The 20,020-nt window shown below is 56.1% G+C and carries 21 protein-coding genes; 10 read left to right on the top strand and 11 right to left on the bottom strand.

Annotation, left to right across the window (positions count from 1 at the left end; translation table 11 throughout):
- Nucleotides 1-3 precede the first annotated feature (3 nt).
- From MWU60_RS12455 to MWU60_RS12440, 4 genes are read left to right on the top strand one after another with little or no spacing between them, the layout of a single operon-like run.
- Nucleotides 4-1,803 carry a sodium:solute symporter family protein gene (locus tag MWU60_RS12455; protein WP_247227656.1) on the top strand — a complete coding sequence of 600 codons (1,800 nt, stop codon included), beginning with the start codon at nucleotides 4-6 and terminating at the stop codon, nucleotides 1,801-1,803.
- A gap of 58 nt (nucleotides 1,804-1,861) precedes the next feature.
- Nucleotides 1,862-3,688 carry a DUF294 nucleotidyltransferase-like domain-containing protein gene (locus tag MWU60_RS12450; protein ID WP_247227655.1) on the top strand — a complete coding sequence of 609 codons (1,827 nt, stop codon included), beginning with the start codon at nucleotides 1,862-1,864 and terminating at the stop codon, nucleotides 3,686-3,688.
- A gap of 24 nt (nucleotides 3,689-3,712) precedes the next feature.
- Complete coding sequence (locus MWU60_RS12445; protein ID WP_247227654.1) at nucleotides 3,713-4,234, top strand: hypothetical protein; 522 nt, start codon at nucleotides 3,713-3,715, stop codon at nucleotides 4,232-4,234.
- Between the two features lies 1 nt (nucleotide 4,235).
- Entirely contained in the window at nucleotides 4,236-5,621 is a 1,386-nt protein-coding gene (locus MWU60_RS12440) for a 3'-5' exonuclease (RefSeq protein WP_247227653.1), read from the top strand.
- 130 nt (nucleotides 5,622-5,751) lie between these two features.
- Here MWU60_RS12440 and MWU60_RS19600 read toward each other — a convergent pair whose 3' ends face one another.
- From MWU60_RS19600 to MWU60_RS12405, 7 genes are all read right to left on the bottom strand, one after another.
- Nucleotides 5,752-5,973 (bottom strand): mannonate dehydratase, encoded by a 222-nt coding sequence (locus tag MWU60_RS19600; protein WP_247227652.1) that lies wholly within the window; start codon nucleotides 5,971-5,973, stop codon nucleotides 5,752-5,754.
- 2 nt (nucleotides 5,974-5,975) lie between these two features.
- Nucleotides 5,976-6,887: a sugar kinase gene (locus MWU60_RS12430; RefSeq protein ID WP_247227651.1), complete on the bottom strand. Its 912-nt coding sequence runs from the start codon at nucleotides 6,885-6,887 to the stop codon at nucleotides 5,976-5,978.
- Nucleotides 6,888-6,892: 5 nt separating this feature from the next.
- The gene (locus tag MWU60_RS12425; RefSeq protein ID WP_247227650.1) at nucleotides 6,893-7,204 is read right to left on the bottom strand and encodes a cupin domain-containing protein; all 312 of its coding nucleotides are present in this window, start codon (nucleotides 7,202-7,204) and stop codon (nucleotides 6,893-6,895) included.
- 17 nt (nucleotides 7,205-7,221) lie between these two features.
- Nucleotides 7,222-7,965: a glucose 1-dehydrogenase gene (locus tag MWU60_RS12420; protein ID WP_247227649.1), complete on the bottom strand. Its 744-nt coding sequence runs from the start codon at nucleotides 7,963-7,965 to the stop codon at nucleotides 7,222-7,224.
- Between the two features lie 70 nt (nucleotides 7,966-8,035).
- Nucleotides 8,036-9,349 (bottom strand): TRAP transporter large permease, encoded by a 1,314-nt coding sequence (locus MWU60_RS12415; protein WP_247227648.1) that lies wholly within the window; start codon nucleotides 9,347-9,349, stop codon nucleotides 8,036-8,038.
- Nucleotides 9,346-9,840: a TRAP transporter small permease subunit gene (locus MWU60_RS12410; RefSeq protein WP_247227647.1), complete on the bottom strand. Its 495-nt coding sequence runs from the start codon at nucleotides 9,838-9,840 to the stop codon at nucleotides 9,346-9,348. Before MWU60_RS12410 ends, MWU60_RS12415 begins: the two co-directional genes overlap by 4 nt.
- A 97-nt stretch (nucleotides 9,841-9,937) precedes the next feature.
- Entirely contained in the window at nucleotides 9,938-10,975 is a 1,038-nt protein-coding gene (locus MWU60_RS12405) for a TRAP transporter substrate-binding protein (RefSeq protein WP_247227646.1), read from the bottom strand.
- 286 nt (nucleotides 10,976-11,261) lie between these two features.
- Between MWU60_RS12405 and MWU60_RS12400 the strand changes: the two genes are divergently transcribed.
- Nucleotides 11,262-11,942: a GntR family transcriptional regulator gene (locus MWU60_RS12400; RefSeq protein ID WP_247227645.1), complete on the top strand. Its 681-nt coding sequence runs from the start codon at nucleotides 11,262-11,264 to the stop codon at nucleotides 11,940-11,942.
- A 280-nt stretch (nucleotides 11,943-12,222) separates the two neighbouring features.
- On the opposite strand, the gene MWU60_RS12395 is transcribed toward MWU60_RS12400, so the two are convergent.
- Nucleotides 12,223-12,960: a Bax inhibitor-1/YccA family protein gene (locus tag MWU60_RS12395; protein WP_247227644.1), complete on the bottom strand. Its 738-nt coding sequence runs from the start codon at nucleotides 12,958-12,960 to the stop codon at nucleotides 12,223-12,225.
- Nucleotides 12,961-13,112: 152 nt separating this feature from the next.
- Nucleotides 13,113-13,334: a DUF1127 domain-containing protein gene (locus tag MWU60_RS12390; protein ID WP_247227643.1), complete on the bottom strand. Its 222-nt coding sequence runs from the start codon at nucleotides 13,332-13,334 to the stop codon at nucleotides 13,113-13,115.
- Between the two features lie 114 nt (nucleotides 13,335-13,448).
- Between MWU60_RS12390 and MWU60_RS12385 the strand changes: the two genes are divergently transcribed.
- Nucleotides 13,449-14,327 (top strand): LysR family transcriptional regulator, encoded by an 879-nt coding sequence (locus MWU60_RS12385; RefSeq protein WP_247227642.1) that lies wholly within the window; start codon nucleotides 13,449-13,451, stop codon nucleotides 14,325-14,327.
- Here the strand turns inward: MWU60_RS12385 and MWU60_RS12380 are convergent.
- Nucleotides 14,317-15,276, bottom strand: a complete 960-nt coding sequence (locus MWU60_RS12380) for an NADPH:quinone oxidoreductase family protein (protein ID WP_247227641.1) — start codon at nucleotides 15,274-15,276, stop codon at nucleotides 14,317-14,319. The genes MWU60_RS12385 and MWU60_RS12380 overlap by 11 nt on opposite strands.
- A gap of 272 nt (nucleotides 15,277-15,548) precedes the next feature.
- Here MWU60_RS12380 and MWU60_RS12375 point away from each other — a divergent pair, with 272 nt between their 5' ends.
- From MWU60_RS12375 to MWU60_RS12360, 4 genes are all read left to right on the top strand, one after another.
- Nucleotides 15,549-15,920 carry a helix-turn-helix transcriptional regulator gene (locus MWU60_RS12375; RefSeq protein ID WP_247227640.1) on the top strand — a complete coding sequence of 124 codons (372 nt, stop codon included), beginning with the start codon at nucleotides 15,549-15,551 and terminating at the stop codon, nucleotides 15,918-15,920.
- A gap of 73 nt (nucleotides 15,921-15,993) precedes the next feature.
- Nucleotides 15,994-16,803: an inositol monophosphatase family protein gene (locus MWU60_RS12370; protein WP_247227639.1), complete on the top strand. Its 810-nt coding sequence runs from the start codon at nucleotides 15,994-15,996 to the stop codon at nucleotides 16,801-16,803.
- The gene (locus MWU60_RS12365) at nucleotides 16,796-18,136 is read left to right on the top strand and encodes an 8-oxoguanine deaminase (RefSeq protein ID WP_247227638.1); all 1,341 of its coding nucleotides are present in this window, start codon (nucleotides 16,796-16,798) and stop codon (nucleotides 18,134-18,136) included. The genes MWU60_RS12370 and MWU60_RS12365 overlap by 8 nt, the downstream gene beginning before the upstream one ends.
- An 82-nt stretch (nucleotides 18,137-18,218) precedes the next feature.
- Nucleotides 18,219-18,695 (top strand): CAP domain-containing protein, encoded by a 477-nt coding sequence (locus MWU60_RS12360; RefSeq protein WP_247227637.1) that lies wholly within the window; start codon nucleotides 18,219-18,221, stop codon nucleotides 18,693-18,695.
- Here the strand turns inward: MWU60_RS12360 and guaD are convergent.
- Nucleotides 18,692-19,984, bottom strand: a complete 1,293-nt coding sequence (guaD, locus tag MWU60_RS12355) for a guanine deaminase (RefSeq protein ID WP_247227636.1) — start codon at nucleotides 19,982-19,984, stop codon at nucleotides 18,692-18,694. The two genes, MWU60_RS12360 and guaD, sit on opposite strands and share 4 nt — an antisense overlap.
- Nucleotides 19,985-20,020: the final 36 nt, after the last annotated feature.

Here is a 20,020-nt window from a genome sequence, read left to right as displayed (position 1 = left end):
CGCATGGAACAGTTTACCATTAACCTGCTGTTTGTCGGCGCATCCTTTGCGATCTACATCGGCATCGCGATTTGGGCCCGGGCCGGGTCTACATCAGAATTCTATGCGGCCGGCCGGGGCGTGCACCCTGTGACCAACGGTATGGCCACTGCGGCAGACTGGATGTCTGCGGCGTCTTTCATCTCAATGGCGGGTCTGATTGCCTTTACCGGCTACGACAACTCGACCTTCCTGATGGGGTGGACGGGTGGTTACGTGCTGCTTGCACTGCTGCTGGCCCCTTACCTGCGCAAGTTCGGCAAGTTTACTGTGTCCGAATTTATCGGTGATCGTTTCTATTCGCCAACTGCGCGCATGGTGGCTGTGATCTGCCTGATCGTGGCCTCGGTCACTTACGTGATTGGCCAGATGACAGGTGTGGGCGTAGCTTTTGGCCGCTTCCTTGAAATCTCGAACACTGCCGGTCTGTTGATCGGCGCTGCGGTGGTTTTCGCCTATGCGGTGTTTGGCGGCATGAAAGGTGTGACATATACCCAAGTGGCGCAATACGTTGTTCTGATCATGGCCTACACAATCCCTGCCGTGTTCATCTCGCTGCAACTGACAGGTACGCCGATCCCGGCACTGGGTCTGTTCTCTGAGACCACATCGACAGGTGCGGAAGGCAGCGTTTACCTGCTGACCAAGCTGGACCAGATCGTGACTGACCTTGGTTTTGCCAGCTACACCGAAGCGCATAAAGATAACCTCAACATGGTTCTTTTCACGCTGTCGCTGATGATCGGTACGGCGGGTCTGCCGCACGTCATCATGCGTTTCTTCACAGTACCCAAGGTGTCTGACGCACGTTGGTCAGCTGGTTGGGCGCTTGTGTTTATCGCATTGTTGTACCTCACAGCCCCAGCTGTTGGTGCGATGGCGCGTCTGAACATCACAGAACTGATGTGGCCGAATGGAACCTCGGGTGAGCCTGTCTCAGTGCAAACGATTGAGACCGCACCAGAGTACGACTGGATGCTGACATGGCAGAAAACCGGTCTTCTTGATTGGGAAGACAAGAACGGTGACGGCCTGATCCAGTATTACAATGATCAGTCCGATGCGATGGCTGAAACAGCCGCTGCAAATGGCTGGGAAGGCAACGAGTTGACCAACTTCAACCGTGACATCCTTGTGCTGGCGAACCCAGAGATTGCCAACCTGCCGGGTTGGGTGATCGGTCTGGTGGCTGCGGGTGGCTTGGCGGCCGCGCTGTCCACTGCGGCGGGTCTGCTTCTGGCGATCTCCTCTGCGGTCAGCCACGACTTGCTGAAGGGTCAGTTGACACCAAATATGTCTGAAAAGGCGGAACTGATGTCGGCCCGGATCGCCATGGCTGTCGCCATTGCAGTGGCAACAGTCCTTGGATTGAACCCACCGGGTTTTGCGGCACAAACCGTGGCCTTGGCCTTTGGTCTGGCAGCGGCGTCGATCTTCCCTGCTTTGATGATGGGTATCTTCTCCAAGCGCGTGAACAATGTGGGCGCTGTGGCTGGGATGCTGTCCGGTCTGGTCTTCACACTGGTCTACATCTTCCTGCACAAGGGTTGGTTGTTCATCGCCGGGACGAATTCCTTCCCGGACACCGTTGACGGCTCTCTCTTCGGGATCCAGTCCACTGCGATCGGTGCGGTCGGTGCTTTGATCAACTTTGCGGTTGCCTATGGTGTCTCGATGATGACCAAAGACACCCCGCAAGAGATCAAGGATTTGGTCGAAAGCGTCCGTATCCCTGCCGGTGCGGGTGGTGCCGTCGATCACTAAACCAATCGGGCCAGCAACTGTTGTTGCTGGCCCATTCCTTTTATTCCGAGATATTTGAATGACCGACAGCGCCCTGTCCTTTCTCAAACGACTGCACCCCTACGACGTCCTGCCGGATCGGGCGTTTCATGCGTTGTGGAAAGAGGTGATGTTTCGGACCTATCCCGCTGGTGCCAAGATTTACGATCTGGGCGAAGATATGGACGGGCTTTTTATCGTGGAAAGCGGCCAAGTCACGGTTCGCGACGAAAACAACAACCTGATTTCGCAGCTTGGACGCGAGAATTCCTTTGGTGAACGCGGGCTGATGAAGGGCGGCACAGCCGTGACCTCGGCCTATGCACAAGAAGATACGCGCCTGATCTGCATTCCGCCTGGGGCGTTTCACAAACTGCGTGCCGATCATGACGCTTATCGCCGTTTCTTTGATAGAAGTCGCGAAACAGAAAAGACAGATGCCCTGAGCCGATTTGACCTGACACGCGTGCAGGTCGCAACGCTGATGGTGCCGAACCCGGTCACCTGCGCGCCGACAACGACCATTCAGAACGCTGCAAAGAAAATGCAGGACAAACGCATTTCCTGCCTGTGCGTGGTCGCGCAGAAAAAACTGATTGGCATCCTGACCGTGCGCGATTTGTCTGGCAAAGCACTTGCCCAAGGGCTACCCCCCAACACGCCCGTCAGCGACATCATGACGCCCGATCCGCGTGTCTTGTCGCCTTCTGCCATCGGATCAGACGTGTTGCATATGATGATGGAATACCGCCTTGGGCACCTGCCGATTGTCGAGGCGGGCAAGCTGGTGGGCATCGTCACCCAGACCGATCTGACCCGGTTTCAGGCGTCCAATACTGCCGGTTTCGTTTCCGAAGCCGCCCGTGCCGAAACGGTTGATGATCTGGCGACCGTTACCAAACGCATCCCGCATCTGCTGGTGCAGCTTGTCGCGGCTGGCAATCGGCATGACGTGGTCACGCGCATGATCACCGATATCGCCGATGTTGTGACCCGGCGCCTGCTGGCGATGGCAGTGGAGAAATATGGACCGCCACCTGCTCGCTATGTCTGGCTCGCCTGTGGCAGCCAAGGGCGGCAGGAACAGACGGGCGTGTCCGATCAGGACAACTGCCTGATTTTGGAAGATGACCTGAGCGAAACCGATCTGGCTTATTTCGAACCTTTTGCGCAATGCGTCAGCGATGGCTTGGACGCTTGCGGATACGTCTATTGCCCAGGCGACATGATGGCGACGAACCCGCGCTGGCGGCAGCCTGTTTCGGTTTGGCATGACTATTTTCAGCACTGGATCAAAAGCCCCAGCAAAGAAGCGCAGATGCTGGCCTCCGTCATGTTTGACCTGCGACCTATCGGGGGTGACTTCAGCCTGTTCGACGGGTTGCAGGCCGAGACGCTCAAGACGGCCTCTGCCAATTCGATTTTCACCGCACATATGGCGACGAATGCACTGACCCACGGCACACCGCTGGGGATGCTCAAGGGGCTGGCCACCATTCGTTCCGGCGAGAATCGCAATACGGTGGATATGAAACTCAGCGGTGTTGTCCCGGTCGTGGACCTTGGGCGCATGTACGCGCTGCAAGGCGAGCTAGACCCGGTCAATACCAGGGCGCGTTTGCAGGCGGCCATTGCTGGCCGTGTGATCAGCGAAAGCGGCGGGCGTGATTTACTGGATGCTTATGATCTGGTCGCGCAAACGCGGCTGGAGCATCAGGCCCGCCTGATCAAGCAAGGCAAAGCGCCGGATAACTTCTTGCCACCCACAAAGCTGTCCGCCTTTGAACGCAGCCACTTGCGCGATGCCTTTGTGGTGATCAAAACTATGCAATCAGCCTTGATGCAAGGACGCGGCGTTTTGGGCTAGTATACAAAACAGGGAGGAGGGGCGATGTTTTTCGAATTGATCGGTACCATTGTGGCCGGTGCTGTTGCCGCATTGCTGGTGTGGGCGTTGAACAGAACGCTAAAGGGGCGACTACCCAAATGGTTGATACCCGCTTCTGCGGGTGCCGCGATGCTGGCCGCGACAATTTCGAGTGAATACAGTTGGTATTCTCGGACCACCGCCACAATGCCAGAAGGCATGGTCGTCGCACAAACGATTGAGGAAAAAGCCTTCTATCGCCCATGGACCTACACTGCGCCGTTCGTCTCGCGATATGTGGCCGTAGATCAGCAAAGCACCCGCACACATCCCAACCAACCCGACCAACGCCTAGTCGATCTGGTGTTTTACGGCCGCTGGACGCGCACCGCCAAGGTGCCGATGCTATTTGACTGCGCCGAAAATCAGCGCGCTGATGTGGTTGATGGGATCACCTTTGGCGATGGCGGTGCCGTGACGAATGCACAGTGGTTCCCGCTTGAAGCGACCGACCCGCTACTCAGGACCGCGTGCGAGGGCGTGTGACATGACGCACCTCAGCCTTCGCCTGCGCGTGTTTCTCTTTTTCAGTCTGATTGGGCTTGGGGGGATTGCCGTGATCTTGGGTGCCCTGATCTTGGGCTATCGGCAACTTGGCAGTCCCGCAGCATTTTCGGCCTTTACAACCGTGGCAGTGACCGCGGGCTTCGGTATTCTGGCACTGGCGACCTTCGTCTGGCGGTTGTTCGACGAAAACGTCAGCAAACCCATCGAGACGCTGGCCGCACAAATCCGCGTGCGCGCGGAATCCGGAATTGAAACCGCACTTGATGAAAAGGCCGCTAAATACCTCGGTGACCTCGCCCCTGCCGCCTGTGCCATCAGCGACAGGTTGGGCGAAGCATCGCAGGCCACCGCCGAAACAGTGGCGCAAAAGACTGACCGCCTGGAACGCCAGCGCGCGCAGCTTTTGCGCATCCTGTCGGACATCCCCGTTGCGGTAATCGTCGCAAGGCCAGACGACCAGATCGTGCTTTACGATGGGCAAGCTGCCGATCTGATGGAAAAAGAGGCACCGGCCCGATTGAACGCATCTGTCTGCGACTATCTGGATGAAGGCACGTTGCATGACACGCTGGCGAAGATGAAAAAGCGAAGCCAGATGCGTTGCGCGATCACCATCAAGGGTAAGTCAGGGGCCGTCTATTCGGGTCATATCCGCATCTTTGACGACGACAGCGGATATATGGTGATGTTAGAGCCGTTGGACCCTGATGCAGCCCGGCCCTTGGTCTATGACTTTGATTTGTTCGATCAAACGCCCGCCACGGATATCAATGAGACAGCACTGCGCAATCTGACTTTCGTTGTGTTCGACAGTGAAACCACCGGGCTTGATCCACAAAAGGACGATGTTGTGCAACTGGGGGCGGTGCGGGTCGTGAACGGGCGGGTCATTTTGGCCGAGACGTTTGACACGCTTGTTAACCCTGGCCGACCCATTCCAGCCCAATCCACCAGGGTGCACGGGATCGACGATACTATGGTTGCCGATGCCCCTGATTTTGCCGCAGTGCACGAGACGTTCCGGGCCTACACGGCGGATGCCGTGCTGGTCGCGCATAACGCGCCCTTTGACATGGCATTCCTGAACCGGGGCGGGGTTGGTTTTGAAAATCCGGTCATGGACACTGTCCACCTTTCGGCAATCGTTTTCGGCGGGTCTGCCGTGCATACGCTGGATGCTTTGTGCGAGCGGCTTGAGATCACCATCCCTGAAGAATTGCGCCACACCGGTCTTGGCGACGCGATGGCAACGGCACAGGCCTTTGCTGCTCTACTTCCCATACTTGAAGCGCGGGGTTTTCGTACGTTCGGACAGGTGCGGAATGAAGCGCTTAAACATCGGCGCATACTGGAAGTGCATGAGTGACGCGAATTGCAAAATGCACAAAAAAGGGCCAGCTAGACATTTCGTCTAGCAGGCCTGTGGTTCTCAGATCCTACCGGATGTTTACTTTGGGTTGCTGAACAGCTGTGGGGTTTTTTGGCACTTGATGGCTTCAGAAACTGGAACACTCTCGACGACATCCCAGCTCAAACCTGATCCCTCGCCATGAGGGCAAATAACCTGTTGCTGCCGCAGCTTGATATCGGCAACCGACCACGTTTGTCCCCGGCGGGACGTGTTGCAGCGCCGTGACAACGCCGCTCGCCCCTGTCTGTTTGATGTCAGAGATTGATATCGCGTCTCTTGGCCCAAACCAGCGCCATGTTTGCTTCACAGCTATTCAACTCCCTCCAAAGGTTCGATTGGCACAAGAGCACCTTTCTTTCTTACGACCTGCCCGGCCAATCGGCAGCCTGACTTTATGCCTTTGACTGGATCACCGGACTTCATAATCTCTGCAAAAACACCGGCGTTGAAACTATCCCCAGCCGCGGTTGTATCGACAAAATCTATCGCAGGTTCCACATGGATTTCGCCGCGCTTGCCCGCATGTTGAAATACGACCGGATCGGCGCTGTTCTTTACGATGACAAGTCCGGGACCAAGCTTTGCGTAACGATCCAAGGTCTCGGTTGCGCTGTTGTCGCCAAACCAAACCGCTTCGTCCTCATGCGACGGCAGGACTATGTCGGACTGAGCGGCGGCAAACATGATCGTCTGTATCATCTCGTCAGTGTCGTCCCAAAGACGTGGCCTCAGGTTTGTGTCAAACGCGATGGTTTTGCCTGCTGCGCGTGCACGCCCCAGGGCGCTAAACAGGTTCTGGCGCGATTGCGGATCAAGGATCGCAAGCGTAATTCCCGAGAAATATATGAGATCAGCGCGGACCATGGATTGCTCCAAAGCTGCCTGATCAACAGCAAGCTGCCGCGCCGCCGAACTGTTGCGCCAGTAAGAAAAGCTGCGCTCGCCGTCTTTAAGATGGATCAGATACAGACCGACTGTCTTGCCAGGAATGACTTGCACAAACGCGTCGTTGATATGGCTGTTTCGCATGAAAGCCCGCATGCCTTGCGAAATCACGTCATCGCCCACGGCCGTTGCAAAGCTTACGTGTATGTTCGGTGCTATTTGGGCAAGGTACCACGCGGTGTTGAACGTATCACCTGCATAGCCAAGTCTGAATTCAGATGGCCGTTCCATCGGGGCCAGCTCTGCCATACACTCACCAATCGCCAGAAACTGCATGGCAACTACAGAAAATCGTCACGTCGCGGGGTGAAGCTGTCCACAAGTGTGCCCGAGGCCAGACAGACGCAGCCATGGGTTTGCCCCGACGGGACGATGAAGCTATCGCCGGGTCCAAACTCTTGCTCGCTATCACCAAGGGTGAACCGAAACCGTCCACTTTCGACGTAAGTCGACTGTACGTGTGGATGATCATGCAAGGCACCGATCGCACCGGAGGCCGCAAACCGAAAAGCAACGACCATCAGATCAGGATGATCAGAAAGAACCTGCCGCGTGACATTTTCACCGGTGGGGACAATCGGGAAGTTGGACATTTGGTGCCTCTTTTCGTCTATGAAAACAGCATGCCGCCATTCAAATCAACGTTGGTGCCCGTCACAAATGCACTGTCGTCGCAGGCAAGAAATAGAACCAGATTTGCAGCATCGTCGACATGACCTTGACGTTTCAGCGGCGCGTTCGCTTCAAAACCACGGCGGCCTGCATCTGGTGTGTGAATGTTGTGGAAATCCGTGTCAATCATTCCGGGGCAAAGCGCGTTGACGCGAATGTCCGGGCCCAACTCTTTGGCAAGGCCCCGCGTCATCGTCATCACAGCGCCCTTGGCAGTCGCATATGCAACAGCACCCGGACCACCCCCATCACGGCCTGCTTGGCTGGCCAGATTGACGATAGCCCCTGATTTCATCTCTGCGAGGCAGGCTTGGGTCATCAAGAAGGTGCTGGTAACATTGAGGCGCATCACATCTTCCCAATGCTCAAGCGGCATTTCCGCAACCGTCTTGCGTGCAATCAATCCGCCCGCGTTGTTCACAAGGACATCAACGCTGCCAAACGCTTGAACCGTTTTTGACACCAGCGCATCGACATCCTCTTTTTTGTTGAGATCACCTTGCATCGCAAATGCGCGGCCCCCGGCGGCTTCTATTTCGGCAACTGTCTGATCAGCACCCGCGGAGCTTGAGAAATAATTGATCGCAACATTCGCCCCTTCAGAGGCCAGCTTGGTTGCAACCGCACGCCCAATGTCACGGCCACCACCGGTTATGATGGCTGTCTTACCTGCGAGTTTCATAGTGATCCTTCCTTTCGCGAAATGACGATTTCGCAGTTGTTGTGCGTGGGTCAAAGCAGCCCAGCGGGCGCTAGTTTGGGAATGCCCCTGGCATCAAGGTTTGCGGGAGCCAGAGGATGATTTCAGGGAATGCAGCTAATAAAACGAGGATGACGAGCATCGGTGCCAGGATAAGGACAACTTCACGCAACACCTGCACGACGTTGAGGCCACCGATTGCAGCGGAGATGAGTAAGCACAGTCCATAAGGCGGTGTGACAAGCCCGAAAGCCAGAGAGACGATGCCAATGATTGCAAAAGCTATCGGGTCTACGCCGCCTGCCTGTGCGACGGGCATCAAGACTGTGCCAAGGATGATAATGGTCGGGATCGCGTCAATGAACAGTCCGAAGATCAGGAAGAGTGCGGCGATCAGCAGCGCTGTCCCAAACGCGCCGAATTCCCAGGCTGTCAGAATGCTGACGATCAGGCGCGGCGCATTATAGAACGATAGCAGCCAGCCGAATGCCGACGCTGTTCCGATGGCGAAAAGTGAGATCGCCGCAAAACGTGCCGTATCATACAGGATACCGCCAAGGTCCTTTGGCGTGACTGTCTTATAGACAAACATGCCAAGGAAAAGCGCGTACCCCGCCGCGATGATCGCACTTTCTGTCGGCGTCACGAACCCGCCGACAATACCACCAATCACGAACACCGGCGTCAACAGGGCAAGTGCTGCACCGCGCCATGCGGCCCAGAACGCGCCCCAGTTTGGGGACGCCGTCACCGGATAATTGCGCGCTTTGGCGAAACCATAGACGGTCGCCATCAAAGCCAGACCAATCATCAGGCCGGGGATTGCACCGCCCAGAAACAACGCGCCTACCGAAACCTGCATGACGCCACCCCAGACAATCATCAGGATTGACGGTGGGATGATGACGCCCATCACTGAAGAACATGCTGTGATCGCAACTGCGAACCGTGTGTCATAGCCTTCCTTTTCCATCGCTGGGATCAGAATTTTCCCGATGCCCGCTGCATCGGCAGTTGAAGACCCGGAGATACCGGCAAACAACATGGAAACCGCGACATTTACATGGCCAAGGCCGCCGGGCATCCAGCCGGTCAGCACACGCGCCAATTCGATCAGCCGGTCGGTGACTTTGCCCGAATTCATCAAATTTGCCGCCAATAGAAAGAACGGCACCGCCAGCAAGATGAACGAGTTGTAGGACTGGAACATCCGGTCCAGCACGATGAAAGGGGTCAGCCGCAATTCGACCAAAACCACCGGGATGGTCGACAAGCCCAACGCGAAGGCAACTGGGATACGGATGAAGATCAGGATCAGAAATACGGCGATCAGCATTGAGGCCGCTGTGGCGGTACCAAGGATCATGACCCGATGCCCCGACGGTTGCGAAATGCAGCGATAGTTTCGAACAGGCGATAGCCTGAAAAGAGAAGCCAAAGCCCGCCTGCAACAGGCACAGAAACATGTGTGATGGCGAGATTTGCGCGCATCATCACAGATCGCTGGTTGCCGCCAAACTCTGTGTACTCAATGCCATAGAGCAGAAACAGAGCGCCAAAGATCATGATCCCGATATGGACTACCCCGTTTTGCAAAAGGCGTCCCCAGGGTCCGACCGCATCGCGCGTAATGCGCACGTCAAAGTGCGTACCATCCCAAACGGCAACCACGGATCCGATCATCACAATCCAGATAAACAGAAATGTCGCGAGCTCTTCTGTCCAAAGAAACGTCGGGATGAGGCCAGTGTAGCGAGAGATCACTTGCATCGCGACTGGTATCGCCAGCGAGCCCATCAAGACACCAAGCAAAATGCGAAGGCCTGCACAGAACGTATCGAGATATCTTCCAAACATGATCTGCCCTCGTTCGCAGTGCAACGCAGCCAAGCAGCGTCAGGTTGAAGTGTCAGCGGGCAGAAAAAGTACAGCATTCCGCCCGCCAACCGGGAGATCACATACCGCGCACGTTTTCGAGCAACGCCGTCGCGCCCAGTTCAGCAGCGTAAGCATCCTGAACGGGGCCGACCAGTTCGAGCATCTGCTCACGGCCGTCGAATTCATGGATTACCACCTGACCTGCAGCTTCCATTTCAGCGAGGATTTCACCGTCGGCACCCGACTCAAGGGCGCGGCCAAAGGCACCGGCTTCTTTGCCAGCGGCCATGATTGCAGCCTGAAGGTCTGCATCAAGCGCATCAAAGATTTTTGCCGAGAACACGATAGGACGCACAGTGATTGTATGTTGCGTGAGTGAGATATGCGGCGCCACCTCATAGAACTTCAGGTTCTGGATGGATGCAGCTTCGTTTTCAAAGCCGGCAATGACACCTGTCTGGATCGCATTGTAAACTTCGTTATAGGCAATTGCTGCGGGTGCTGCGCCGACCGCATCGAAAGTTTGCGCCTGAATGGGGGCACCCATGACACGCATGCGGTGATCTGCAAGCTCTTGCATGTTGGTGATCGGTTCGGCGGATACCAGATTACGGACGCCACCGCCGTGATAGCCGACGATCACGATACCAGCGGCTTCGCGCAAATCGGCCTCAAGCGGGGCAAAGGCATCGGACGACAGCACAGCGTCCCAATGCTCAAGGTCGCGGAATAAGAACGGCATATCCATCAGCGGAACTGATTCAGAAAAGACGGCCATGTTGGACGGTGCAAGGATTGTGTAATCGACGGCGACGCCTTGGTTCAGATACGTCACGTAGTCGGATTCAACGCCAAGCTCTCCGTTCAGGCGCAGATCAAAGCTGACATCACCATCATATTTTTCGGCAACCAGTCTTTCGAATTCACGCATCGTTTTCGTGAAAGCATGGTCTTCGTCAAACATGCTTGCACCGCGCAGAGTGACATCTGCGATAGCGGTCGTTGCGCCGCTGAGAAGAACTGCCGCCAGGGCCATTCCCTTAAGTGAGTAGTTGAACATCGTATCCTCCCAGATCAGGTTCAAATCGTATTTTGGCTGGCCGGTTGTGGCCATATTTTCTGTTCGAAAACGCGCAAATCGCCTTGCCAGATCAGCAATCACTCACGTCGTGGGTGATCGTGCTCTCCCCTGGCAAGCGCGGCAGCTACACCTTCGCTCGTGTCGGTACTCAACACGCAAACTGGGATACTAGTCAACATAATAGTTTTGAATTTTTTGTATGATTTGTGGTTAGTCCTTTAAAAATATGAATAGTTTTGTCTTCTAGTATGCAACATTGCACTATGAATCCTCTCTGGGTTCTGCCAAAGTAGGGCAACCGGAAGACGAATGAGACACCATGGCAGCACTCGGAACCCTTGAACGCACGACAAGCAGTGATGTTGTTTTTGACGCATTGTTCGGCCAGATCACGCGGTTGGAATTGCTTCCTGGCACCAAGATTTCAGAAAGCGATGTGGCAAAGACCTTTGGCTATTCGCGCCAACCCGTCCGCGAGGCGTTTACCCGGCTGGCCAATCTGAACCTTCTCTTGGTGCGCCCCCAGCGGGCGACCGTCGTAAGGCCTTTTTCTCGTCGGTTGATTGCGAATGCGCGGTTTGTGCGGACAGCCGTTGAGTTGGAAGTGATCAGGTCGGCGGCACATAGTCGCGACATATCAATTGATGCAGACCTCAAGGCAAATTTGCGGGCGCAGTCGGATGCGGTTGATGCGGGTGATGTGGCGTTGTTTCACGAGCTGGACTACGAGTTTCACAGGCTTCTATGCGCATCGGCCAAGCAATCCTTTGCCTTTGAAATCATCGCAGAGAACAAAGCCCAGGTTGATCGGCTTTGCATGTTGGCCCTGACAAGCAAAGAAGCGATGATCATTCTCTATCGTGATCACGAAGAGATGCTTGAGGCTCTTATCGCGGGAAATGCCTCGGCGGCGGACCGGGTATTGCGCGCTCACCTTGATCGCCTGACACCGACTGTTGAGGCAATTTACACCACTCACAATGCGTATTTCGACGAGTAAGCTTGTCTGACTTTGGTTGGCTAGCTTGCGCGAACGCCCTCCGTGTTTGTGTTCAAATGCTTCATGCAGTTACGCGTTCAAGAGCAACTCTGAACAGTCTGCATGCATGCGCATTATCGTTTCCAAGCATTTCAGCAGAAGCGTTGCAAATAACGCCTCATTGGACTGCTGGTGTTCCTGAATCAATTGATCTTAGCATGGCGCGTGCAAAAATAGAAAAAGCCCCGCCTAACAAATAGTTAAGCGGGGCCTGTCGGTAACTTCGTGCGTGTGTGAGACTTTACTCTCGATTGCCGAACAATTGCAGCAGGAACATGAACATGTTGATAAAGTCGAGGTAGAGGTTCAGCGCGCCCATGATGGCCGCTTTGCCCAACCATTCCTGATCAGCATGTGCTGCGTGCGCAATATAGTCGTTCTTGATCTTCTGCGTGTCATAGGCGGTCAAGCCAGCAAAGATCAGTACGCCAAGAATAGAGATCGCGAACATGATTGCAGGGGACTGCAGGAAGATGTTGACGATCATCGCGACGATCAGACCAATCACACCCATGATCAGGAACGCGCCCCAGCCGGAAATATCTTTCTTGGTCGTGTAGCCATAAAGGCTAAGACCCGCGAAAGCGATCGACGTGATCAAGAAGACGTTGGCGATGGACAGACCAGTGAAGGCCACAAAAATCCATGCCATCGACAGGCCCATCACGGCGGCAAACGCGTAAAAGAACGTCTGCGCAGCGGCGGCTGAGAAACGGTTGATCATCGCACCAAAGCCAAAAACCATCGCAAGTGGCGCGAACATCACGATCCAGCCAAGGATATTTGGCGACAGTGTGATCGGATCACGGAAGACAGACAGCAGAGCAGGGGATGTACCCACGGCCCAAGCCACGGCAAATGTGATCAGCATGCCCACGGACATTGTGCCGTAGACCTTATTCATGTGGGCGCGAAGACCCGCATCAATCTCGGCCGCGCGTGCTCCGCCGACCGTTCTAATGAGTTGTTCTTGAGCCATTGAGACCTCCAGATTAAACAGTGGCGCCGCGAAACGGCATCCTTGCGCAGGATATTGGCAGGCATCAGCACTTTTTCAAGGCTGAATAGCGCCGTTTCGCGGGTTTCTGACTTTTTTGGGCGGGAATGTCGCAGGTCTCGTAAACATAAGGGTTAGTTGCGCCAGTGATTGGGCACATTCCACATTGGTTGGCGGGCCTCGGACTCGGCTTCGTGGCGCGTAATTCCGATATCTGCGAGCAAATGATCGTCCGCCGCGCGCAATTGGCGCCGCTGCTTCCCAGCAGCGAGCATCTGGCCAAGCTTTGCCCACAGACCAAGGGGCTTTGGTTCACAGTTTGTGTGTTGAATTGCGGTGTGGGCTGAGATGCTCATATCATGTCCTCTCGTGATGCTTTGTCTCTTTCGTATTTCAATACTTGATATATGGAGGAGGGTATTCCATAATGAAAATGAATGTTTTTGAATTCTAGTATCAGGAATTGTGATATGGCTCGAAATCTTGATCTGACCGCTTTGCGTTCGTTTGTGGCAGTGTCCGATGCCGGGGGTGTGACCCGTGCCGCCGGTATGCTGAACCTGACCCAGTCCGCCGTTTCAATGCAGCTTAAACGGCTGGAGGAATCGTTAGATGTCGCGTTGCTTGATCGGTCGGCGCGGACGATCGCGCTGACCCCTGCGGGTGAACAGTTGCTGGGTTACGCCCGCTCGATGCTAAAGATCAACGATGAGATATTGAACAAACTGACGGCCACTGAATTTGAGGGCGAGCTGAAACTGGGCGTGCCCCATGACATTATTTATCCGGTGGTGCCCGCTGTCCTGAAACGGTTTGCCGCTGATTTTCCGCGCATGCAGGTCCGATTGATTTCCGCCCCCACGCGCAAGCTGTTGGATATGTTTGGCCGGGGCGAGGTTGATCTGATCCTGACGACCGAAGAAACCTGTGGCCCCGGTGGACAGGTTTTGGTCGAACTTCCATTGCTTTGGATCGGTGCGCTGGACGGGCAGGCATGGCGCAAACAGCCCTTGCCGGTGGCTTTTTGTGGCAACTGCATTTTCCGCAGTGGCGTGCTGCAGGCATTGAATGGCCGTGGGATCAACTGGACGATGGCGGTGGATTCAGAGTTGGACAACGCGGTTGAGGCCGCAGTCAGCGCCGACCTTGCCGTGCATGTGGCGCTGAAAGGCAGTTTGCCACCGCATACCGAAGTGATCGACCATGGCGGGCTTTTGCCTGCGCTAAAGCCACAGAACATCAATCTTTACCTGCTGAAACCCGACGATCAGCCCAGTCAGGCGATGGCCGGCATAATACAACAATGCTACACGACGCCGAAGCTGGTGCCCCAGTTGCTTACGGCGTGACAACAACCTTGCCGGTGGATTTCCGGGTGCGCATGAGCTCTAACGCCTCTGCGGCTTGGTCCAGCGGGAGTATATGACTGATGTGCGGATGCAGTTTTCCATCTGCATGCCATGACATCAGTTCAGCAAGGCTTTCAGTCAGCGCTTGCGGTTTGAAACCCAGATAACCACCCCAGTAAAAGCCGATTACTGTGATGTTTTTGACCAGAATAATGTTGGCTGGAATTTGCGGCACATCCCCGCTGGCAAAGCCGATCACAATGACCCGCGCCTCGCGATTACATGCGCCAAGGGCGGCTTTGAACGCATCACCACCCACAGGGTCATAAACCACATCGGCTCCACCAAGCGCCTTGACAGCCGCCTTGATGTCATCCGTTTCACTGTCAATCAGGTGATCCGCGCCTGCCGCTTTCGCGACAGCCAGCTTATCCGCGCCGCGCGCGACAGCAATCACCTTGGCGCCCATCGCTTTGCCGATTTCCACCGCTGTCAGCCCAACACCGCCTGCGGCACCAAGCACCAAAAGCGTTTCGCCTGATTGCAGATTGGCGCGACGTGTCAGCGCCAAATGTGATGTGCCAAAGGCCACCATGAAACCAGCGGCAGTAGCGTCATCCATCGTGTCAGGCACGAGACGACAGAGTGCGGCTGGAAAGACGCCTTTCTCGGCCAAGCCGCCCTGACCACCAAATACAGCGACGCGGGCACCGAGGGCAGGGTGGGTGACACCATCACCTTGGGCGATGACTGTCCCGCAGACCTCCATGCCAAGGGTGAAGGGCGGGGTGGGCGTATCCTGATAGGTGCCTTTGGCCATAAGCAGGTCTGCGAAATTCAAACCACAGGCCGCAATCCTCAGCAACACCTCACCTGGTCCGGGCGCCGGATCTGCAATGTCTGCGAGACCGGGCTTGTCGCCAAAAGACGCTACTTGAAATGCCTGCATCAGCCTTGGCTCCTTCGTATTACGATTTTGTTAACCCTTATCGTGGCACGCTTGTGATTTGTAAAATGTCAAAATTTTAGGCAAAGTTTTCATAGTTGCCCTCTAAACCTGTCCTTAAGGTAAGGAGTTGGGCTGCAACCGTTGCGTGTTCTATGCGAATGCTGTTTGGCATGCGTTAGTAACCGGTGGTTTGACCACAGCAGGCGTTTGACCTGCATAGATAGGGACGATGCATATTGCGCATGACGTCCTTGAAGAGTGAGGAAGACTAAATGAAACACCCCGTTGACGTACACGTCGGTAAACGAATCCGGCATAGACGGTGGATGAACGGAACAACCCAACAGCAACTTGCGGAAGCTGTTGGTATCAAGTTCCAGCAAATCCAGAAATATGAGACTGGCATGAACCGTGTCAGCGCGTCCCGACTTTGGGACATTGCTAAGGTATTGGGCGTAAACGTCTCTTTCTTTTTCGAAGGATTGGACGCACCGGTCACAACTGATGCAACCGGCACTGATATGCCGGGCGACATCCTGACCGATAAAGAAGCGTTGGAATTGCTGCGGTCGTATTATGCGATCCCGGAAAATCAGCGTCGGCGTTTGTTCGATCTTGCAAGGGTACTGAGCGAGGCAGCTTAGCCCACTACTTGACCTGTCATTCTGCACCGCTTACCGCGAAAGCTAAGCTGGTGCAGATGAAGGATCTCCCTTGATGACAGTCCCCATTTCAACCCAAACGGAACTGGTCCGTGTCGCGCATGCTCTTGCTGATGCGGCACGGCCAGTGACTTTGGCGCATTTTCGGGCATCTGGCCTGGCAACTGCCAATAAGGACAGCAGTGGATTTGACCCGGTGACGGTGGCCGATCGCGACGCCGAAGAGGCAATGCGCGCGGTTCTGGCTGATATGCGCCCTGACGATGCAATCCTTGGAGAAGAGTTCGGCCATCAGACCGGTACTTCAGGCCTGACCTGGGTGCTTGATCCGATAGATGGCACGCGTGGATATATCAGTGGCACACCGACCTGGGGTGTTCTGATCTCGGTTGCGGATGCGACCGGTCCGCTCTTTGGCATGATTGATCAACCCTATATTGGTGAGCGATTTGTCGGAGGTTTTGGCCGGGCCGAGGTCGCGGGGCCCATGGGGCAAGTAAAACTGCGCTGCCACGATCCACGTCCATTGGCCGCGGCAACAGTTCTGACCACATTCCCGGAGGTTGGAACTCCGCAAGAGGGTGCCGCCTTTGCTGCCGTGGCAAGCCGTGCCCGGCTGACCCGCTATGGAATGGATTGCTATGGCTATGCGTTACTGGCTGCCGGGCAGGTCGACCTTGTGATCGAGGCGGGATTGAACCCCTACGATATTCAGGCGCCCATCGCTGTTATTCAGGCGGCAGGTGGTATCGTGACGGATTGGCAAGGCGGTCCGGCACATGACGGCGGACGCGCACTTGCCGCCGCCAACGCAGAAATCCACGCCGAGGCACTGGCTATTTTGCAGGAAATGCCGCTTGCATGATGTGCTGATCAAAGGCGCTGACGTGATCCTTACAATGGATGACCAGCGCCGCGAATTGCACAATGCTGATGTGCTGCTGCGAAACGGCCAGATTGCACAGGTCGGCCAAGACCTGATCGCCGAGGCGGCTGAGGTCGTTCATGCCAACGGCAAAACCATAACCCCCGGTTTGGTGAACACCCACCACCATCTTTATCAAACGTTGACGCGCGCAGTGCCAGGCGCTCAGGATGCGCTGCTCTTTGGCTGGCTACAGCGGCTTTACCCGATCTGGGCGCGGTTCGGTCCCGAAGAGATGTATGTCTCGGCCCAAGTCGGTCTGGCGGAACTGGCCCTGTCTGGGTGCACGCTGACGTCCGATCACCTTTACCTCTACCCCGGTGGCGCGCGTCTGGATGATACGATTGCCGCCGCACGCGACATAGGTCTGCGGTTCCATGCAACGCGTGGCGCGATGAGCATCGGGGAAAGCGACGGTGGCCTGCCACCCGATGCATTGGTCGAAAACGAAGCCGCGATCCTTGAGGATTGCATCCGGGTCATTGACGCGTTCCATGACCCGAAGCCGGGTGCCATGGTCCGTGTGGGCGTGGCCCCTTGCAGCCCGTTTTCGGTCACCCGCGACCTGATGCGCGATGCGGCCATCCTCGCCCGCGACAAGGGTGTGATGATGCATACCCACTTGGCCGAAAATGACGAAGACATCGCCTATTCATTGGAGAAATTCGGCTGCCGTCCGGGCCAATATGCCGAAGACCTCGGCTGGACCGGCGATGATGTCTGGCACGCCCATTGCGTCAAACTGGACGGGCAGGAGATTGATCTATTCGCACGCAGCCGGACCGGCGTCGCCCATTGCCCCTGTTCCAATTGCAGGCTTGGGTCCGGCATCGCCCCTGTTCGGCAAATGCGTGATGCGGGTGTGCCTGTCGGTCTGGGCGTTGATGGTTCGGCCAGCAATGACATTGGCAATCTGGCGGGCGAGGCGCGTCAGGCGATGCTGCTGCAACGCGTTCAAAACGGGGCTGATGCGATGTCCCCCCGCGAAGCGCTTGAGATTGCGACGCGTGGTGGCGCGCAGGTGTTGGGCCGTGATGACTGTGGTCAGATTGCCATCGGCAAGCGGGCTGATATCGCTATCTGGAATGCACAGACGATTGAAAACGCAGGTTCCTGGGATCCCGCTGCCTTGCTTCTGGCCGGGCCGGTGAAAGTGGATGCCCTCTTTGTCGAAGGACGGCAGGTTGTGGCCGAAGGGCAAATGACCACCGTTGATATGGGGCAGGTGATTGCCCGACAAAACACGCTCGCGCGGAAACTTGCCGATGCCTAAAGCTGCACCAGAAACTGGCTGTGTTCCGTGCCATTCTCGCGCTCAAGACAGGCCCACGACCACTCACACGCGGGGACACACCATGAGGACAGCGCTTAGCATAATTGCCTTGATCTGCATGGTTGCCTGCACGACCACCACAACACCACAGACGACACCTGCTCAGGTGTCGTCTGCACCGGGGTCTACGACAGGCTTTGCCGCTGATTTGAATGCATTCCGTGCCAGCCAAGGGCGCGGGGCTGTCCAGCCAAACGCTGCTTTGGCGCGTGCTGCGCAGGCACATGCAGAAGATATGGCGCGGCGTGGGTATTTTTCCCACGACAGCCCCGGTGGGCCGAATGGTGATACCTTTGTGGATCGTGCGCGCGCTGGCGGATGTGCGATGACGGGCGGAGCAGAGAACATCGCCAACGGACAGCAGTCCGAAGAACAGGTTCTGGTGGCCTGGCAAAATTCAAGCGGGCACCGACGCAACATGCTGGTGCGCGGCTATACCCAGTTCGGACTTGGCAGGTCTGGAAACATCTGGGTGCTGAAGCTGGCGCAAAGCTGCTAGCCCACCCGCCTCTCACCCGCAACCCATACATCGCGCACGGCACGATCATCACCCATCATAATGGTCGGAAATACCGCATCCCAGATATCCCCTGCGCGCGCCGCACGCTGTGCGATAGCAGGCGTCGAGTGCAGATCAAGCACTGTGATATCCGCCGCAGCACCCGCCCCAAGACGGCCGATCTGCCCTGTCATCTTCAGCGCCGCAGCGGATCCTTCTGTCGCCAGCCAGATTAACTGTGCAGGATGCAATGCCGCCCCACGTAACTGTCCGATTTCATAAGCCGCCGCCATTGTGCGCAGCATCGAAAATGACGACCCGCCGCCCGTGTCGGTGGCAAGCCCAACAGTGACCGATGCCTTGGCTAAGCCCATCAAATCAAACAACCCTGACCCGATGAACGTGTTTGACGTCGGGCAATGGACCACAGCAGCCCCCACTTCCGATAGTCGTGAAATCTCGCGCTCGGTCAGATGTATCGCATGCCCATAAAGGCCGCGCTCGCCCAGCAAGCCGAACTGTTCATAGGTATCAAGGTAGTCGCGGGCTTCTGGGAACAGCTCTTGCACCCAAGCAATCTCTGGCAACTGTTCGCTAAGATGGGTCTGCATCAGGCAATCGGGGTGTTCGGCCCATAAAGCGCCCAAAGCGGACAATTGTTCTGGTGTTGAGGTTGGTGAAAATCGCGGTGTGATCGCGTAGCTGGCGCGCCCACGCCCATGCCACTTTTCCAGCAGCGCCTTGCTATCGTCATAGGCGGATTGTGCGGTATCGCGCAGGTCATCGGGGGCATTGCGGTCCATGCAGGTTTTGCCAGCAATCACGGCCATGTTGCGAGCTGATGCTGCCTCAAAAAACGCATCAACACTTGTCGGATGGATCGTGCAGAAACTGGCCAACGTTGTGGTGCCATGCGCCAGCGCCAGATCAAGGGTGCGCCCTGCAACATCATCCGCATAGGCACGGTCGCCAAAGCGGGCTTCTTCGGGAAAGGTATAGGTATTGAGCCAATCAATCAGCTGCTTGCCCCAACTGGCGATAATGCCGGTCTGCGGATAATGCATATGCGCATCCACAAACCCGGCACTGATCAAAGCGGCACCATAGTCTGTGACAGCCGCGTCCGGATGGGCCGCGCGCAAAGCAGCACCGTCGCCTGTCGCCACAATGCGCCCGGCTTCAATTAACACGCCGCCAACGCTGTCGAAATCAACAGCATCCGCCCAGTCCCCCAGTAGGGGATTGCCTGAAAACCCAAGGGTTTGCCCAAGAAGGAGGTGCTTTGTCATAGATTCAGCATATGGCCCCGCAACATTGGGGTAAAT

The sequence above is a fragment of the Yoonia sp. F2084L genome (assembly GCF_023015625.1).
GTDB lineage: Bacteria > Pseudomonadota > Alphaproteobacteria > Rhodobacterales > Rhodobacteraceae > Yoonia.
Note: the sequence above shows the minus strand (reverse complement) of the source record. Positions and strands in the feature narration are given on the sequence as shown.